Here is a 15,909-nt window from a genome sequence, read left to right on the forward strand (position 1 = left end):
ATAGTTTGCAAAGATACAAAAAAAATCAATCCAAACTTTCATGGTTAACTATTTATTGAAAGTATAAGATGATAAAAAACCGCTTCTGTTAAGAAACGGCTGTAGGTTTAAAATCATTTTTATAAGAAGTCTTCAACAATGATGTCATTTCTTTCTTCATTATTTCCACCTAAAATAACTTTAATTCTGAATCCTGAAGGAATAGCTGCTCCTGTTCTTGAGTAAAGCTGAAGCTTAACATGCGGATTGGCTACATAATAATTAACCGCGGTATTAGAACTCCAAAGGGGATTTCCATCGCTATAGATCACCATATTTCCGTCATTTTGTACAATAAGTGATGGCGTACCTGTACTTCTGTAAGTGTTGGAATGCCATAGTACATTCGTAAGTCCCGGTCTTTCTCTGTATAAAACCAGGTTATTATCCGCCTGCATGATAAATCGGTAAGTGCTTCCGTTATATTCCATGCTTATCGACTGTCCTGCACTTAATGTCTGAGGATGATTGGTGCTTTCCTTTAAAAGTGTATAACGTGTAAGATCTAAAAAACGAGATGTATTCTTTCCATCTGCAGTACTTTGTTTTTCATTTTGTGTACTCATATTCACACTATCAAGATCATTATCCTGAGCACAAGATGCAAGAAGCACTGGAAGACTTAATAAAGTCAGTAATTTAATTTTCATAAGTTTTGGATTTAACAATACAAATATAACAAGTATTTACAATCAAATCACTAATATGAGATTTATCATTACTTAAAATAATCAATAATAATGGTTTATTATAGCAAAATTTAATACACTTAACGGTGTATTATATAGTATGTTAAAAATAAAAAAGCCATAGGAAAACTACGGCTTTAATAGGTGAAAAAATGTATTTATGACTGAAAAAATGCCAAAAGATCTTTATTAATGGTCTCAGCTTCAGTAGTAGGCATTCCATGTGGGAATCCTGGGTAGGAAATCAATTTTCCGTTTTTCAGTAGAGTAGCAGCTACTTTTCCCGTAGTTTCAAACGGCACGATCTGGTCATCCTCTCCATGCATTACTAAAACTGGAACATCCACACTTTTAAGGTCTTCTGTGAAATCTGTTTCGGAAAACGCTTTAACGCAATCATAATGAGCTTTAATAGCTCCCATCATACCTTGTCTCCACCAGTTTCTTTGAATACCTTCAGAAACTTTTGCTCCTTCTCTGTTATACCCATAAAAAGGGAAAGTAATATCAATGAAGAATTGTTGTCTGTGCTTAGCGGTATTATTTCGGATATCATCAAAAACAGACATAGGAACCCCATTCGGGTTGTTTTCATTTTGAACCATAATTGGCGTTACAGCACTCACCAAAACAGCTTTTGCAACTCTTCCATTTCCATGTTTAGCAACATATCGGATCACTTCACCACCTCCTGTAGAATGTCCGACATGAATAACATCTTTCAAATCCAATGCTTGTACTAATTCAGCCACATCAGAAGCATAGGTGTCCATATCATGCCCCTCCGCAGTCTGGGTAGACCTTCCGTGGCCTCTTCTGTCATGAGCGATTACTCTATAACCTTGTTCCAGAAAGAAAAACATTTGTGCGTCCCAATCATCGCTGGATAAAGGCCATCCATGATGAAAAAAAACAGGTTGTCCTTTTCCCCAGTCTTTGTAATAAATCTCAGTTCCGTCTTTTAATGTAAGTGTACTCATAGCTAATATTTTTTAATGATTAATGAATGATTTAATAACAAAGGTAGAACTAAACATTTTCCCGGATCTTATCATAGGTTATATTTTAATAATTATTTAACATCTATTATAAAATAAAAAAACCTCAAAAATTATTTGAGGTTTAATATTATCAAGTTTAAAATTTATTTAAACTATTTAGCTGCTTTTTTAGGGCTCATCATCATGATCATTCTCTTACCTTCCAATTTAGGCAACTGATCTACTTTTCCAACATGCTCTAGTTCCTGAGCCAATTTTAAAAGTAAAATCTCTCCCTGGTCTTTAAAAATGATCGAACGTCCTTTGAAAAATACGTAGGTCTTTAATTTTGAACCTTCTTCAAGGAATTTTTCAGCATGCTTCTTTTTAAATTCATAATCGTGGTCATCAGTTTGAGGTCCGAAACGGATCTCTTTTACCACCACTTTTACCTGCTTAGCTTTTAGTTCCTTCTGTTTTTTCTTTTGCTCGTATAAGAACTTTTTATAGTCCAAAATCCTAGCAATAAACGGTTCAGCTTTGTCGGAAATCACTACTAAATCCAATTCCTGCTCCTGAGCAATTTGTCTTGCTTTGTCAGTAGGATAAACTCCCGGCTCTACGTTATCGCCCACTAAACGAAGTTCTCTCACACGAATTTTATCGTTGATCAAGTGTGCGTCCTCTTGTACCGGACGTCTTTGTGGGCCCCTGTTGTTAAATCTTTGTGCTATTGTATTATATTTTATTGGTTAATAACTCATTAATTGGCAGTCTTATATGGCTGCCTCTTTCTTAAAATAGGAAACAAAATCTTCCATGCTCATGGCTCCAAGATCTCCTTCACCACGTCTTCTTACAGAAATTGTACCATTGTTTTCTTCATTTTCTCCTACTACCAGCATGAATGGAATCTTATTTAATTCTGCATCACGGATCTTTTTCCCTGTCTTCTCGTTTCTGTCGTCAATCTGACCGCTAATATCGTGATTTTCTAAAAATTGTGAAACTTTTTTAGCATAATCTACATATTTTTCACTGATTGGAAGAATAATAAACTGATCAGGACTTAACCATAATGGAAAATCTCCAGCAGTATTCTCCAATAAAATGGCGATGAAACGCTCCATAGAACCGAAAGGTGCTCTGTGGATCATTACCGGTCTGTGCTTTTCATTATCGTTTCCGATATAATGAAGATCAAATCTTTCAGGCAGGTTGTAGTCAACCTGGATAGTTCCCAGCTGCCATTTTCTACCCAAAGCATCTTTCACCATGAAATCTAACTTAGGACCGTAGAATGCTGCCTCACCATATTCAATAACAGTGGTCAGATTTTTATTTTTTGCTGCGGTAATGATGGCATTTTCCGCTTTTTCCCAGTTCTCATCAGAACCGATATACTTATCTCTGTTTTCAGGGTCTCTCAAGGAAACCTGAGTAACAAAATCTTCAAAACCTAAAGATCTGAAAACGTACAATACAAGATCGATTACGGCTTCAAATTCTCCTAAAAGCTGATCCGGAGTACAGAATAGGTGAGCGTCATCCTGAGTAAATCCACGAACTCTTGTTAATCCGTGAAGTTCTCCACTCTGTTCATATCTGTATACGGTTCCAAATTCTGCATATCTTTTCGGTAAATCCCTGTAGCTCCATTGTGAAGTTTTGTAGATTTCGCAGTGGTGAGGGCAGTTCATTGGCTTCAGCATGAATTCTTCTCCTTCATTCGGAGTTTTGATCGGCTGAAAGCTGTCTGCACCATATTTATCCCAGTGTCCGGAAGTTACATACAATTCTTTGGCACCGATGTGCGGTGACATTACGAATTCATATCCTCCTTTTTTCTGAGCAGCAGAAAGGAAGTTCTCTAATTTTCTTCTTAAAGCAGTACCTTTTGGCAGCCATAATGGCAATCCTGCACCTACTTTTTCAGAGAACGCAAAAATCCCCAGTTCTTTACCTAATTTTCTGTGATCTCTTCTTTTAGCTTCCTCTAATCTTTCAAGATATTCGGTAAGATCTTTCTGCTTAGGGAAAGAAATCCCATAAACTCTTGTCAATTGAGGATTTTTCTCATTACCTCTCCAATAAGCTCCGGCTGCGTTTAAAATCTTCATCGCCTTCACAATACTGGTATTCGGAATATGTCCTCCACGACATAAATCTGTGAAGTTATCATGAGTGACAAAAGTGATTTCTCCATCATTAAGGTTAGAGATCAACTCAACTTTATATGGATTGTCTGCATATACTTTTAATGCTTCTTCTTTAGAAACAGGGTATAATGAGAAAGTCGAACCTTTTTTAGCATTTTCCAATACTTTCTTTTCAATTTTCTCGAAATCTTTTTCAGATAAACTTTCGTCACCGAAATCTACATCATAATAGAACCCGCTTTCAATAGCAGGACCAATTGTCAACTTAGCATTGGGATAAAATTCAAGGATAGCCTGCGCCAATAAGTGGGCAGAAGAATGCCAGAAAGCTTTCTTTCCAAGATCATCATTCCATGTCAATAATTGTACCGTAGAATCCGTGGTGATAGGCGTAGTCGTCTCAACTTGTTTGTCGTTTACAACTGCGGAAATGGTATTTCTAGCCAATCCCTCGCTTATAGATTTTGCCACATCTAGCGGAGTAACTCCTGCCTCGAATTCTCTGACACTATTGTCTGGAAGTGTAATTTTTATCATTGTTTACTAAGAAATTTTTAAGATGCAAAAATACGCATTTTTTAGTTAAAAAACTATATCAATACGATGTATAGATAAGATTTAATACTTAAAAGCAGATAATTTGGATGATAGCCATTCAGAAATAATCAAAAATCTAATTATGAGGATATTAAATAAACTTATTGCCTTCTCTTATACTTTACTTTTTCTTTAATGATTTCTATAACATCTACATTCCTTATTTTGGATTTTACCCAACCATGAATATCTATATAAAGCAAAGATCGTCTATAGTACTCATTTTCAGAGAAAAGTTCCAACTTCTTATCAAATTCTTTGAATAATTCCTGTTGTTTATCCGGAGTCAGATCATTCAGTTTTTTGAAAAACTTAATACTTTCAAAATGGAATTCATCGGGCTTTTTCATCTTTTTGGTAAACTTCAAAGTAGCTTTGATAAAATCATCATAATCTTCATCTATTCCCGATTCGTATTCAGCCATAAGAATCAGAATCCTTGTATGGAAGAGCAAATCTTCCTGCACATTTCCTTTGGATTCAATTACTTTCATGGAGTATTCAATAGATTCATGAAATTTTTTACTTCCAAAAAACATGGCTGCCATTTTGAGGTAAAGAATCATAAAATGATGCTCATCAATCTTGTCCTTAAACCTTTCCATTTTGAGTTCAATTTCAGGTATTATTTTTGTTCCGGAAAAGAATTCACCTTTCACAAAGTGAATGTTCATTAATGTATTATAATAAGTAAGAAAAACAAGCGATTGTGCATTTTCATTTTGAGCGAAACTTGAAGAACTGACAGTTTGATTGAATTTCTCAAAACTGTCCTCCAAAATATCAATATTCCCATAAAGGAAAAGAATTTTCAGCAGGTAAGTATTTCCTTTGATATACCATACCGGATGACTGATGATCATGTCCGGATTCTTATAAAATAAATCCACCCATTGATAGGCATATTTCAACGTATATTTATATTCCTGCAAAAGCTGGTTTTTCCATACATGAGCTTTGAAGTACCATAATTTTTCTGTGAAATTCAGTTTTTCAGGCTTGATGTTTTTAATCTGAGTATTAAAGATCTTCATCACTTCCTCACGGTCGGTATCGTTTTTTACGTAACCGTGAGTCAGCATCTCACTATATAATTTCAATGAAAGATTGGATAACTCAGTAGCATAATGGTTTTGTTTACTTATCTCTCTGGATTGCTCTATCAGCTCATCGGCACGACCTTCAATACTCCTTGTAATAAATTGCGATTCAATAACTTTTTCAAGGTTGATGATTTCCGAAGCGATACTTTTTTCATCCAATTCCAGTGCTGTCTGCTTTGTTTTATCCAGAATTTTTAAAGCCTGTTTATATAATCCTTTTTGATATAAAATGTTGGCAAAATCAAGCTGTTCCCTTAATTGAATTCTATAATTCTGGTGAATTGGATTCATCCTTAAGCTTACAAGGATCTGTTTGTAAAGGTGCGCTTTAAGGTTTGACAGCTGTTGTTTCGTTGAGATTTTCTTATCAATAATAATGTTTTCTTCATATTCCTTCATTTTATCCATTTCAGAAAAAAGAAGAAGAAATTTAGCGTCCGCATTAATTCCCAAACGATTTACATAGAGCTTGAATTGCCGTTTTTCGGAAGTCGTTAATGATTTGATCAACACAAATAAAAAATCTTTCTGCAATTCTGCCATTGTAAATTTTTAAAATTTAAAATATTTATTATCAATTAGTTAAAACAAATTCCCGCTAGTTTGAATATTGTAATTTTCGTCTGAAATGAATGTGAAAAAAGAATTCAACTATCTAGTTTTGAATCAAAATTAAGTAAAAACTTCATTATGAATTCCGAAAAAATTGAAATTTTTGATACGACGTTGCGAGATGGAGAGCAGGTCCCGGGTTGTAAGCTGAATACAGAACAAAAACTGATTATTGCAGAAAAACTGGATGAACTGGGCGTGGATGTTATTGAAGCCGGTTTTCCGATTTCAAGTCCCGGAGATTTTCATTCTGTTTCGGAAATTTCAAAATTGATCAAAAATGCTAAAGTCTGCGGATTGACGAGGGCCAATCAAAAAGATATTGATACAGCGGCAGAAGCTTTAAAATTTGCCAAAAAACCAAGGATTCATACAGGAATCGGAACTTCGGATTCTCATATCAAATATAAATTCAATTCCAATAGGGAAGACATTATAGAACGGGCCGTTCAGGCGGTAAAATATGCTAAAACTTTTGTTGAGGACGTAGAATTTTATGCGGAAGATGCGGGAAGAACGGATAATGATTACCTGGCAAGAGTTTGTGAAGCAGTGATCAAAGCCGGAGCAACGGTTCTTAACATTCCGGATACCACAGGATATTGCCTCCCTGAGGAATATGGAAAGAAAATCAAATACTTAAAGGAAAATGTTACAGGTATTGATAAGGCCATCTTATCCTGTCATTGTCATAACGATCTTGGGTTAGCCACTGCCAATTCCATTTCCGGAGTGATGAACGGAGCCAGACAAATTGAATGTACTATTAACGGATTAGGAGAGAGAGCAGGAAATACAGCCTTGGAAGAGGTTGTGATGATTATCAGACAGCACAATCAATTACAATTATATACTGACATCAACACCAAAATGCTCAATTCCATGAGTGTTTTGGTGTCTGATCTGATGGGAATGCCCGTTCAGCCCAACAAAGCTATTGTGGGCGCTAATGCATTTGCCCATAGTTCAGGAATCCATCAGGATGGAGTCATTAAAAACAGGGAAACTTATGAAATTATAGATCCTGAAGAAGTAGGCGTAAATGCTTCATCTATTATTCTTACCGCGAGAAGCGGACGTTCTGCATTAGCTTACAGGTTTAAGCATATTGGTTTTGATGTGACTAAAAATGAGCTTGACTTTTTATATCAGGAGTTTTTAAAAATTGCGGATATCAAAAAAGAAGTCAATAATGACGATTTAAGCGCAATTATTGAAAAAGTTACCAGAAAAATAGGATAGGATTTAATATATATCTAAATGAACAACGATAAAAAGACACTTTTTGATAAAGTCTGGGATGCCCATGTAGTGGAAGCTATTCCGGATGGACCGCAAATTATATACATAGACCAACATTTAATCCATGAGGTAACGAGCCCACAGGCGTTTGCCGAACTGGAATCCAGAAATCTTGAAGTTTTCCGGCCGAAACAGATCGTTGCGACGGCAGACCACAATGTTCCGACTTGGGATCAGGATAAACCTATTCGCGATATATCTTCCAGAAATCAAGTAGAACAGCTAACGGAAAATTGCAGGAAAAACAATATTGAACTTTTCGGATTGGGACATCCTTATCAGGGAATTGTTCATATTATTGCTCCGGAATTAGGAATTACACAGCCGGGAATGAGTATAGTTTGCGGAGACAGCCATACTTCCACACATGGTGCTTTTGGAGCCATTGCCTTTGGTATCGGTACCAGTCAGGTGGCACAGGTTTTTGCGAGCCAATGTTTGCTGCTGAACAAGCCAAAATCCATGAGAATAACGGTAAACGGAAAGCTGAACAAAAATGTTCAGCCTAAAGATGTCATTCTTTATATCATTTCCAAAATCGGAACGGATGGTGGAACAGGATATTTCTGTGAATATGCAGGGAATGTTTTTGAAGAAATGTCCATGGAAGGAAGAATGACGGTCTGCAATATGAGCATCGAAATGGGAGCCAGAGGCGGAATGATTGCTCCGGATGAGACCACATTTGCATATCTTAAAGGAAAAACTTATGCTCCAAAAGGAGAAGAATGGGAAGAAAAATTAGAATACTGGAAATCTTTAAAGACGGATGAAGAAGCTGTTTTTCATAAAGAGTTTTCTTTTGATGCTTCTGAAATTTTTCCAATGATCACTTATGGAACGAATCCGGGAATGGGGATTTCAATCCATGAGAATATTCCGGTTCCCCAAAGTGATTCTGAAGAAAAAGCCTTACAATATATGGGCTTGAAAGCAGGCCAGGCTCTTTCTGATATTCCGGTCAATTACGTATTTATAGGAAGCTGTACCAATGCCAGAATTGAAGACTTCCGTTCTGCAGCTCAATATATTAAAGGAAAAAGAAAATCGGAACACGTTCATGCCTTGATTGTTCCCGGTTCTCAACAGGTAGTAAAACAGATTTATGAAGAAGGACTGGATACTATTTTCCATGAAGCGGGCTTTCAGATCAGACAGCCAGGTTGTTCAGCTTGCTTAGCGATGAATGATGATAAAATTCCCGAAGGAGAATATTGTGTATCCACTTCCAACAGGAATTTTGAAGGAAGACAGGGACAAGGTGCAAGAACAATCCTTGCAAGTCCATTAACAGCAGCAAAAGTTGCTATTGAAGGAAAAATTTCAGTGCTTGAAAACTAAGAAGGTGAATAGTCAAGGTCAAATATAAATTTTTACAGTTTCATTACTATTGACTTACGAAGTAAAATTCACCATTCACAATTAATAATATTTCTAGATAATGCAAAAATTAGTCATTATAAAATCCCGTGCTATTCCTTTGCCGGTTGAGAATATAGATACAGACCAGATTATTCCGGCAAGATTTTTAAAAAGTATTGATAAAAAAGGGTTTGGAAACCATCTTTTCAGAGATTGGAGATACAATGTTCACACCAATGAACCAAATCCTGATTTTGTTTTAAACAATACCAAATATACCGGAGAAATTCTGGTGGCCGGAAATAATTTCGGATGTGGAAGCAGTAGGGAACATGCGGCATGGTCTTTGACGGATTATGGTTTCAAAGTAGTTGTTTCAAGCTTTTTCGCTGATATTTTTAAAGGGAATGCTTTAAACAACGGATTGTTACCTGTAAAAGTCTCTGAAGAGTTTTTAAAAGAGATTCTGAAAGGTATTACGGACAATCCTGAAAATGAAATCATAGTGGATGTTGAAAAGCAGACCATTAGTTTTAATGAAAAGTCCGAAAATTTCGAACTCGATTCATACAAAAAAATATGTCTGATGAACGGTTATGATGATATTGACTTTTTGATCAGTAAAAAACAGGCCATACAAGAATTTGAACTAAAAACACAAAAAGTATATGAATAAAAATCATTTTAAAATAGCAGTTCTTCCCGGAGACGGAATAGGACCGGAGGTAGTCCATGAAAGTATTAAAATTTTAGATGCTATTGCTGAATGTTTTGGCTATCAGTTCGAATTCAACTATGGTTTGATAGGAGCTGAAGCGATTTATAAAACAGGCCATCCTCTGCCTGATGAAACATTGGAAATATGCAAAAAATCGGATGCCGTACTTTTCGGGGCTATTGGCGATCCTACTTTTGACAATAATCCGGATGCAAAGGTAAGACCGGAACAGGGATTATTGAAGCTTCGGAAAGAACTGGGCCTTTTTGCCAATATCAGACCTTTGAAAACCTATTCTTCTTTAATTGAAAAAAGCCCGTTGAAAAAAGAAATTATTGAAGGAACCGATATTCAGATTTTCAGAGAATTGGTGAGTGGAATTTATTTTGGGGAAAAATTTACAGATGAAGACGGTCAATATGCTTATGATAATTGCAAATATACCCGGGAAGAGATTATTCCCATTGTACATATGGCTTTTCAGGAAGCGCAGAAACGCAGAAAAAAATTAACACTGATTGATAAAGCGAATGTCTTGGATACTTCAAGATTGTGGAGAAAAATCTGTAAAGAAATTGCAGCAGAATATCCGGATGTCACTCTTGATTTTATGTTTGTAGATAATGCAGCTATGCAGCTGATCCTTAATCCAAAACAATTTGACGTGATCGTTACTGAAAATATGTTTGGAGATATTATTTCTGATGAAGCCAGTGTAATAGGAGGTTCTATTGGTTTATTGCCTTCTGCATCCATTGGAGAAAAGAATGCTTTGTTTGAGCCTATCCATGGTTCATATCCGCAAGCAAAAGGAAAAGGAATCGCCAATCCGGTCGCTTCTATTTTAAGTACGGCCATGATGCTTGATTATCTTCATTTGGGTCACGCCGCCAATAAATTAAGAGAAGCAGTAGAACACGCTATTGAAAATAAATACGTAACTATTGATCTTCATGCGGATCAGCATTATTCAACCAGTGAAGTAGGGAGCTTCATTGCCGATTACATCAAATATTCCGAAAAATCTTATTACAATTTTGAAAATGTAAAAATTGGGAAGTCAACAATAGTCTAAGACAATTGTGAATTTTGCTTCGCGGTCAATAGGTAATTTTTAAAGTCCATAAAAATATATCAGCGAAGCAAGTTCATAATTGATTATTCATAATAAAAAATCCATCTTGTGAAAGATGGATTTTTATTTTATTTTCCAGTATTATCTGTTTTGCCGGATTTATTTTTTGAAGATTTTTGAACATCTTCTTTATCAATATCCGGAGGATTGGTCTTTTTGGAAGAAGCAGGAATATTCGGGAAATCCTGGTTTTGCTTTTTTGTTTCCGCACTGTTGGCAGAGTCCTTCTGTTTTTGAGTTCCTTTTGAATCCATAGCTTTATATTTTTAGAGTCCTAAAATACCGAGCTTGCCGGTTTTATCTTCTATGGTATAATTCAAAGCCTTTGCCAAAACGAAAATATTATTGAGATTTTCCATTAATTGTTGGCGCCCCTCATTTCTCAGCTTATTCTGGTCAATAGATTTTATGGCTGTTTCCTTAGCTTTCTGAGTTACATTTTTGATGTCTTTTTCAGAAACCCTGTTGAAAAAGGAATCGTCCAGCGATTGGATTTCCACGCTTGGTGTAATTCTTATATCTGCATCAGGTAATTCTGTAATGATCAGCTTTTTGTTAATGGAATCCACTTCCATTTTCATTTTATTAAGATCATAAGAAACCTGCGCATTGGTTCTGGTATAGGTGATGATGCTATTACTTGTCATTTCGTTTCCGAAAAATTCATAGCTCATCTTTGTTTTTTGCATACTGGAAATATTCTGCTCCAACACCACCATTTTATTCATTTTGGAAATCTGGTTGGTCAGAATATAATAATCTGATTTCTCCGTTTTACCGCCAAAATTAAAACATGATTTTAAACCAAAAAACAGGAGCAACATGACGAGAACTCCTGCTATAAATGATAGGATTATCTTATAATTTCTCAAATCTATTTATTAAATATTTCTTTAATTACAGATTGGTCATCTTTTTTCAGGATATCCACCAAGTCTCTTTCAATGTATCCTGTTGTAGGCATTTCAATAATTCTTCCGATTTCCTTACCATATTTTTCAACAATGATCGTAGGAACTTTCTGAATGTTATATCTTCCTTCGTCCCCGGTTGGAGACTCTTTTTTACGGTTAACCGCTATAATGGTTAATTTATTGTCCGGATACTTTAATTCTTCTAAAATCTTCATTAATCTTGGAAAATCCCTGTGACTGTCTTCACACCAGGTTCCCATAAATACAATAAGATTATATGAATTGATTTTATCTTTTTTAAGCTGATCTATTGCTTTTTGATCCAATGCATATTCATCATGCTCTTTCACATACCAATCTGCGTAAGGAGCTTTTAAAAACTGCTCTTTCAGTTGATGTCCCAAAAGCATTTTACCATCACTTTGGGTTTCAACTTCGCGGTTTACCACCACTTTTTGTGCATTGAACTGCTGAGCCGTTAAAGCCAGGCTGGAAATGACAACAATATTCGTAATAAATTTTTTCATACTATTTTTCAATAATTGTTTTTAAATCGGCAGGAGAGTAGTATTTGTTCTTCAAAACCTTGTGATCAGCTTGTCTGTATACATTATACTTTTCCCCGGATTTTTCATAAAACGATTCTACTTCTTTTTCTTTATAAAATTCTACCGTTTCCTTAGCCTGTTCTTCATTATCGCAAGCTTTAGACATATTGGAACGCTGAACTTCGTTGAATAGCTCTACAAATTTGTTGCCAAGTCCGAATTCAAGCACCGCGCCGCTCAAAACATACTGAAGATCACAAAGTGCATCGGCAATCTCTATGATGTCTTTATCTTCAATCGCTTTTTTTAATTCGTTTAATTCTTCTTGTAAAAGTTCCACTCTCAGGTTGCATCTTTCCTGAGATGGGATTTGTGGTGTCTCTAAAATAGGGGCTTTAAAAGTAGTATGGAATTCTGCTACTTGGTTCAGGCTGTCAATTTTATCCATGAAATTTTTATTTAAAGGCAAATATAATGATTGATGATAAATTTTGTACAATGTACTGTGTAAAATGTATTCATGATTTTTCAGGTAAAATATTAGACTCAATTATTACCCATTACTCATAAAAAAGACTGCCCATTACGGACAGCCTTTACATAGTTTAATTTTAGAAATGATTAATTTTTAATAAATCGTTTTGTGTTTTCACCTATCTGGATCATATAAGCACCTTTGATAAGATTGCTTACATTTACGGATCCTCTTTCAAGTTTCCCTGAGTTAATTAGTTTTCCACCCATATCGAAAATCTTATATTCTTCAGCATTTGTATTTGATATATGAAGAATATCTCTTGCAGGGTTTGGATATAGTTTAATATCTGTAATTAAATTTCTTGGATCAGAAACATCTGTTCCTTTGCCTGAAGAAACTATATTAAGGGTGTAATCTTCCACCTGACCATACGTATACGTTCCGCAAGATGAAGTAGGAGCACTGCTGTATTTCATCATTACTCTCATTCTTGTGGTACCTACCGTTGCTGTTGCAGGGATAGTAATGCTTCCTGTTGCAGGTGTTGTGGTAGATCCGGCCTTAGTCCATGCTAATTCTCCACTGTCTGTGAAGTCTCCATCTCCGTTATAATCAATATAAACGGAATAAGCCTCGCTATAAACGGTAGAAGTCCAGGTAGGAGTCACAGAAATGGTATATGCCGATCCTCTGGTTACGTTAGTGGAAACTGAAGTAAAGTCTTCATATCCTGCAGTTCCGGTAGAAGAATTGTTGATGGTTCCGAATTTCACATTACCGATTCTTTCATCTGCTGTATTAGTTGCCGCAGCAGAGCAATAGGTCACCGTAGTTCCGGCAAGTGTGGTAACATTTACTGAGTTACTTGCTGTAGAAACATTTCCAGCTGCGTCTTTTGCTTTAACGGTAAAAGTGTAGGTAGTTGAGGGGGTTAAGCTAGTTACAGTATAAGAAGTAGAAGCTGTAGAACCTATTAATGAAGCACCTTGGTACACATCATAACCTGTTACGCCTACATTATCCGTAGCTCCGCTCCAAGAAAGGTTGGTGCTTGTAGAAGTTGTTCCCGAAGCTGTAAGAGTAGGAGCCGTAGGAGCAACTGTATCTGTGCCTGAACCTGCATTTACGGTAATATTAGCATTATTTACATCAAAGAAAATATGATTGGATCCTTTTACCATGATTCTTCCTGTTGTAGTAGAAACATTTGGAATAGTCACGGCCTGAGTTCCGTCATTAGGTGTTCCTGCTAATAAGGTAGTCCAGGTGTTTCCGCTGTCTGTAGACCAAAGAATATCTACATTGGCTGCATTCACACCATTTGCTGTAGTTCCTGCTACATTCCAGGTAACTGTTTGTGAAGTTCCGCCAGTATATGTTGTTGCTGAGTTTTGTGAGCTTACGCTGAAAGGTCCCGCAGTCCCGTTTACAGTGATCACTGCATCATCTGAATTGTTTCCAGAACCTCCGGCTCTGTTATCGCGAACAGTAAATCTGAAGTTTAACGTTCTTGCTACATTGGATAAGGCTTCTACGGTGATTTCCGAACCGGCTGTTGTTGTAGCACCCGCTAAAACCGAAGCCATTCTTGGGAAATATCTTGTTGGAGATGTAGTTGGAGTCCATGATCTGAAAGTAGGTCCGGAAGCTTTGGTAGCACTTGCCGCAGAGCTGGCTCCTGTTTGGGAAGAAGAAGCGTTATCCATCTGCTCCCAGATATAGGTTAAAGAATCTCCATTAGCATCTGTTCCTGTTCCCGTCAGCATAAATGGAGTTCCTTTCGGAATAGTATAATCTAGTCCTGCATTTGCTGTTGGAATTGAGTTTCCTGTAGCAGTGTTTACAGAACATGTTTTAGCTTTAATATTATTGGTGATCTGCTGAATACTTACTGCATGGAAGAACGCATCTGAGTGAGGCTGAATATCCTGGCTTGTAATTCCCGCATATCCCATGATCGTGGATCCGGAACCTGGTTCCATATTTACACCTGTACCTTCATTATTCATTGAGAATGTATGATTTCCTCCGAATTGGTGCCCCATTTCGTGAGCTACATAATCAATATCAAAATTATCTCCTGAAGGAATGGCATCCGCCGGTGAAGTATAACCGCTTCCTTTTGAACCATTGGTGCAGATACAGCCTATACAGCCTGCATTTCCACCACCACCAGAAGCTCCGAACAGGTGACCTATATCATAATTGGCTTCTCCGATAACCGAAGTCAAGGTAGATTGAAGCTGGGAATTCCAGTTACTCATACTCGAAGCCGGGGAATATGGATCTGTTGATGCGTTGGTATAGATGACAGCATCATTATTGGCGATAAGAACCATTCTGGAAGCGAAATCTTTTTCAAATACACCGTTCACACGGGTCATTGTATTATTCATTGCCGCTAATGCCTGTGCTTTGGTTCCGCCAAAATAGGTAGCATATTCACCTGTACAGGAAAGTGCTAATCTGAAAGTTCTTAATAAAGCATCATCTGCATTAGGTCTTGCCATAATGTTACTGTTAGTTACTCCTTTTTGGGCAACATCAATAACTGTACATTCAAATTTGTTAAGATTATCTTTTTTATCTGATTTTTTATAGACCACATAAGATGACAAATCTTTAGTATATGGTTCGATAAAAACAGCAGATTTATCTCCGTAGATCTCCATAGAAGAAAGTCCTAATGGTGAAATACTGAAATAAATAGTAGAATTGGAATTTTCCAGACCTTCACCTACATAAGATTTGATGTCCGGATATTTGGCAGCCAGTTCAGGTTCGAAATTGGAATTTTCTCGTACTTTAAAGTTTTCCATTCTTCCTTCTGAATTCGGGAAAGAAATAATAATTTCTGATTTTTCCCCTGCTGCTAATCTTTTAGGCGCTCTGGCGAGAGCATTTTTCAATCCGTTAAAATCAAGTTTGTAGATTTTAGGATCATTGATGTTGGTTTTGTTTTCAAAGATTTCTGAAGATGTTTTTTGGGTACCTTCAGACCAAAGACGATCTGTCTGCGCGAATGAAATGCCTGTAATCAACAGCATTCCAATCATGGATAATTGTTTTTTCATATAAATAATGGTTTGATTATGGAATATCAAAGCTAACAAAAAATGTATAACGAAAAACAAAATTTTTTAAGAAAAATTTAGATAATTCATCTAAAATAGTATGCAATACATTGAATAATACATAAAAGCTATTGTATCAAAAAAAGAAAATAGCATACGCAAAATACGTATGCTATTATTGATTTGAAAAATAATTCTA

14 protein-coding genes are annotated in these 15,909 nt (G+C 36.2%); 4 read left to right on the top strand and 10 right to left on the bottom strand.

The window, feature by feature from the left end; translation table 11 throughout:
- Nucleotides 1-119: 119 nt before the first annotated feature.
- The 5 genes from EGI05_RS02120 to EGI05_RS02140 all read right to left on the bottom strand — a co-directional run bounded on the left by EGI05_RS02120 (nucleotide 120) and on the right by EGI05_RS02140 (nucleotide 6,110).
- Nucleotides 120-689 carry a hypothetical protein gene (locus tag EGI05_RS02120; protein ID WP_166668316.1) on the bottom strand — a complete coding sequence of 190 codons (570 nt, stop codon included), beginning with the start codon at nucleotides 687-689 and terminating at the stop codon, nucleotides 120-122.
- Between the two features lie 197 nt (nucleotides 690-886).
- A complete protein-coding gene (locus tag EGI05_RS02125) occupies nucleotides 887-1,708 on the bottom strand; it encodes an alpha/beta fold hydrolase (RefSeq protein WP_123261419.1) in 822 nt (273 codons plus the stop codon).
- A gap of 173 nt (nucleotides 1,709-1,881) precedes the next feature.
- Nucleotides 1,882-2,382 (bottom strand): translation initiation factor IF-3, encoded by a 501-nt coding sequence (gene infC / locus EGI05_RS02130; protein ID WP_185144946.1) that lies wholly within the window; start codon nucleotides 2,380-2,382, stop codon nucleotides 1,882-1,884.
- A 102-nt stretch (nucleotides 2,383-2,484) separates the two neighbouring features.
- Entirely contained in the window at nucleotides 2,485-4,404 is a 1,920-nt protein-coding gene (thrS, locus tag EGI05_RS02135; protein WP_123261421.1) for a threonine--tRNA ligase, read from the bottom strand.
- Between the two features lie 161 nt (nucleotides 4,405-4,565).
- Entirely contained in the window at nucleotides 4,566-6,110 is a 1,545-nt protein-coding gene (locus EGI05_RS02140; protein ID WP_123261422.1) for a hypothetical protein, read from the bottom strand.
- Nucleotides 6,111-6,257: 147 nt separating this feature from the next.
- Between EGI05_RS02140 and EGI05_RS02145 the strand changes: the two genes are divergently transcribed.
- The 4 genes from EGI05_RS02145 to leuB all read left to right on the top strand — a co-directional run bounded on the left by EGI05_RS02145 (nucleotide 6,258) and on the right by leuB (nucleotide 10,636).
- Nucleotides 6,258-7,421, top strand: coding sequence for a 2-isopropylmalate synthase (locus EGI05_RS02145; protein WP_123261423.1), 1,164 nt, complete (start codon nucleotides 6,258-6,260; stop codon nucleotides 7,419-7,421).
- 18 nt (nucleotides 7,422-7,439) lie between these two features.
- Entirely contained in the window at nucleotides 7,440-8,822 is a 1,383-nt protein-coding gene (gene leuC / locus EGI05_RS02150) for a 3-isopropylmalate dehydratase large subunit (protein WP_123261424.1), read from the top strand.
- A gap of 100 nt (nucleotides 8,823-8,922) precedes the next feature.
- Nucleotides 8,923-9,519 carry a 3-isopropylmalate dehydratase small subunit gene (gene leuD, locus EGI05_RS02155; RefSeq protein WP_123261425.1) on the top strand — a complete coding sequence of 199 codons (597 nt, stop codon included), beginning with the start codon at nucleotides 8,923-8,925 and terminating at the stop codon, nucleotides 9,517-9,519.
- Complete coding sequence (leuB, locus tag EGI05_RS02160; protein WP_123261426.1) at nucleotides 9,512-10,636, top strand: 3-isopropylmalate dehydrogenase; 1,125 nt, start codon at nucleotides 9,512-9,514, stop codon at nucleotides 10,634-10,636. The genes leuD and leuB overlap by 8 nt, the downstream gene beginning before the upstream one ends.
- Before the next feature lie 128 nt (nucleotides 10,637-10,764).
- Here leuB and EGI05_RS02165 read toward each other — a convergent pair whose 3' ends face one another.
- From EGI05_RS02165 to EGI05_RS02185, 5 genes are all read right to left on the bottom strand, one after another.
- Complete coding sequence (locus EGI05_RS02165; protein WP_123261427.1) at nucleotides 10,765-10,950, bottom strand: hypothetical protein; 186 nt, start codon at nucleotides 10,948-10,950, stop codon at nucleotides 10,765-10,767.
- 12 nt (nucleotides 10,951-10,962) lie between these two features.
- Nucleotides 10,963-11,568, bottom strand: a complete 606-nt coding sequence (locus tag EGI05_RS02170; protein ID WP_123261428.1) for a DUF4230 domain-containing protein — start codon at nucleotides 11,566-11,568, stop codon at nucleotides 10,963-10,965.
- A gap of 2 nt (nucleotides 11,569-11,570) precedes the next feature.
- The gene (locus EGI05_RS02175; protein ID WP_123261429.1) at nucleotides 11,571-12,137 is read right to left on the bottom strand and encodes a TlpA family protein disulfide reductase; all 567 of its coding nucleotides are present in this window, start codon (nucleotides 12,135-12,137) and stop codon (nucleotides 11,571-11,573) included.
- 1 nt (nucleotide 12,138) lies between these two features.
- Nucleotides 12,139-12,606, bottom strand: a complete 468-nt coding sequence (locus tag EGI05_RS02180) for a pyrophosphohydrolase domain-containing protein (RefSeq protein WP_123261430.1) — start codon at nucleotides 12,604-12,606, stop codon at nucleotides 12,139-12,141.
- A gap of 173 nt (nucleotides 12,607-12,779) precedes the next feature.
- Nucleotides 12,780-15,710: a reprolysin-like metallopeptidase gene (locus EGI05_RS02185; RefSeq protein WP_123261431.1), complete on the bottom strand. Its 2,931-nt coding sequence runs from the start codon at nucleotides 15,708-15,710 to the stop codon at nucleotides 12,780-12,782.
- Nucleotides 15,711-15,909 lie beyond the last annotated feature (199 nt).

The sequence above is a fragment of the Chryseobacterium daecheongense genome, assembly GCF_003729955.1.
Classification (GTDB): domain Bacteria; phylum Bacteroidota; class Bacteroidia; order Flavobacteriales; family Weeksellaceae; genus Chryseobacterium; species Chryseobacterium daecheongense.

Bases quoted from the DNA above. Each gene is read 5' to 3' on its own strand.
- leuD (WP_123261425.1), top strand. From the start codon at position 8,923: ATGCAAAAATTAGTCATTATAAAATCCCGTGCTATTCCTTTGCCGGTT.
- thrS (WP_123261421.1), bottom strand. From the start codon at position 4,404: ATGATAAAAATTACACTTCCAGACAATAGTGTCAGAGAATTCGAGGCA.
- EGI05_RS02140 (WP_123261422.1), bottom strand. From the start codon at position 6,110: ATGGCAGAATTGCAGAAAGATTTTTTATTTGTGTTGATCAAATCATTA.
- EGI05_RS02120 (WP_166668316.1), bottom strand. From the start codon at position 689: ATGAAAATTAAATTACTGACTTTATTAAGTCTTCCAGTGCTTCTTGCA.
- leuB (WP_123261426.1), top strand. From the start codon at position 9,512: ATGAATAAAAATCATTTTAAAATAGCAGTTCTTCCCGGAGACGGAATA.
- EGI05_RS02165 (WP_123261427.1), bottom strand. From the start codon at position 10,950: ATGGATTCAAAAGGAACTCAAAAACAGAAGGACTCTGCCAACAGTGCG.
- EGI05_RS02180 (WP_123261430.1), bottom strand. From the start codon at position 12,606: ATGGATAAAATTGACAGCCTGAACCAAGTAGCAGAATTCCATACTACT.
- EGI05_RS02125 (WP_123261419.1), bottom strand. From the start codon at position 1,708: ATGAGTACACTTACATTAAAAGACGGAACTGAGATTTATTACAAAGAC.
- EGI05_RS02175 (WP_123261429.1), bottom strand. From the start codon at position 12,137: ATGAAAAAATTTATTACGAATATTGTTGTCATTTCCAGCCTGGCTTTA.
- EGI05_RS02185 (WP_123261431.1), bottom strand. From the start codon at position 15,710: ATGAAAAAACAATTATCCATGATTGGAATGCTGTTGATTACAGGCATT.
- leuC (WP_123261424.1), top strand. From the start codon at position 7,440: ATGAACAACGATAAAAAGACACTTTTTGATAAAGTCTGGGATGCCCAT.
- EGI05_RS02145 (WP_123261423.1), top strand. From the start codon at position 6,258: ATGAATTCCGAAAAAATTGAAATTTTTGATACGACGTTGCGAGATGGA.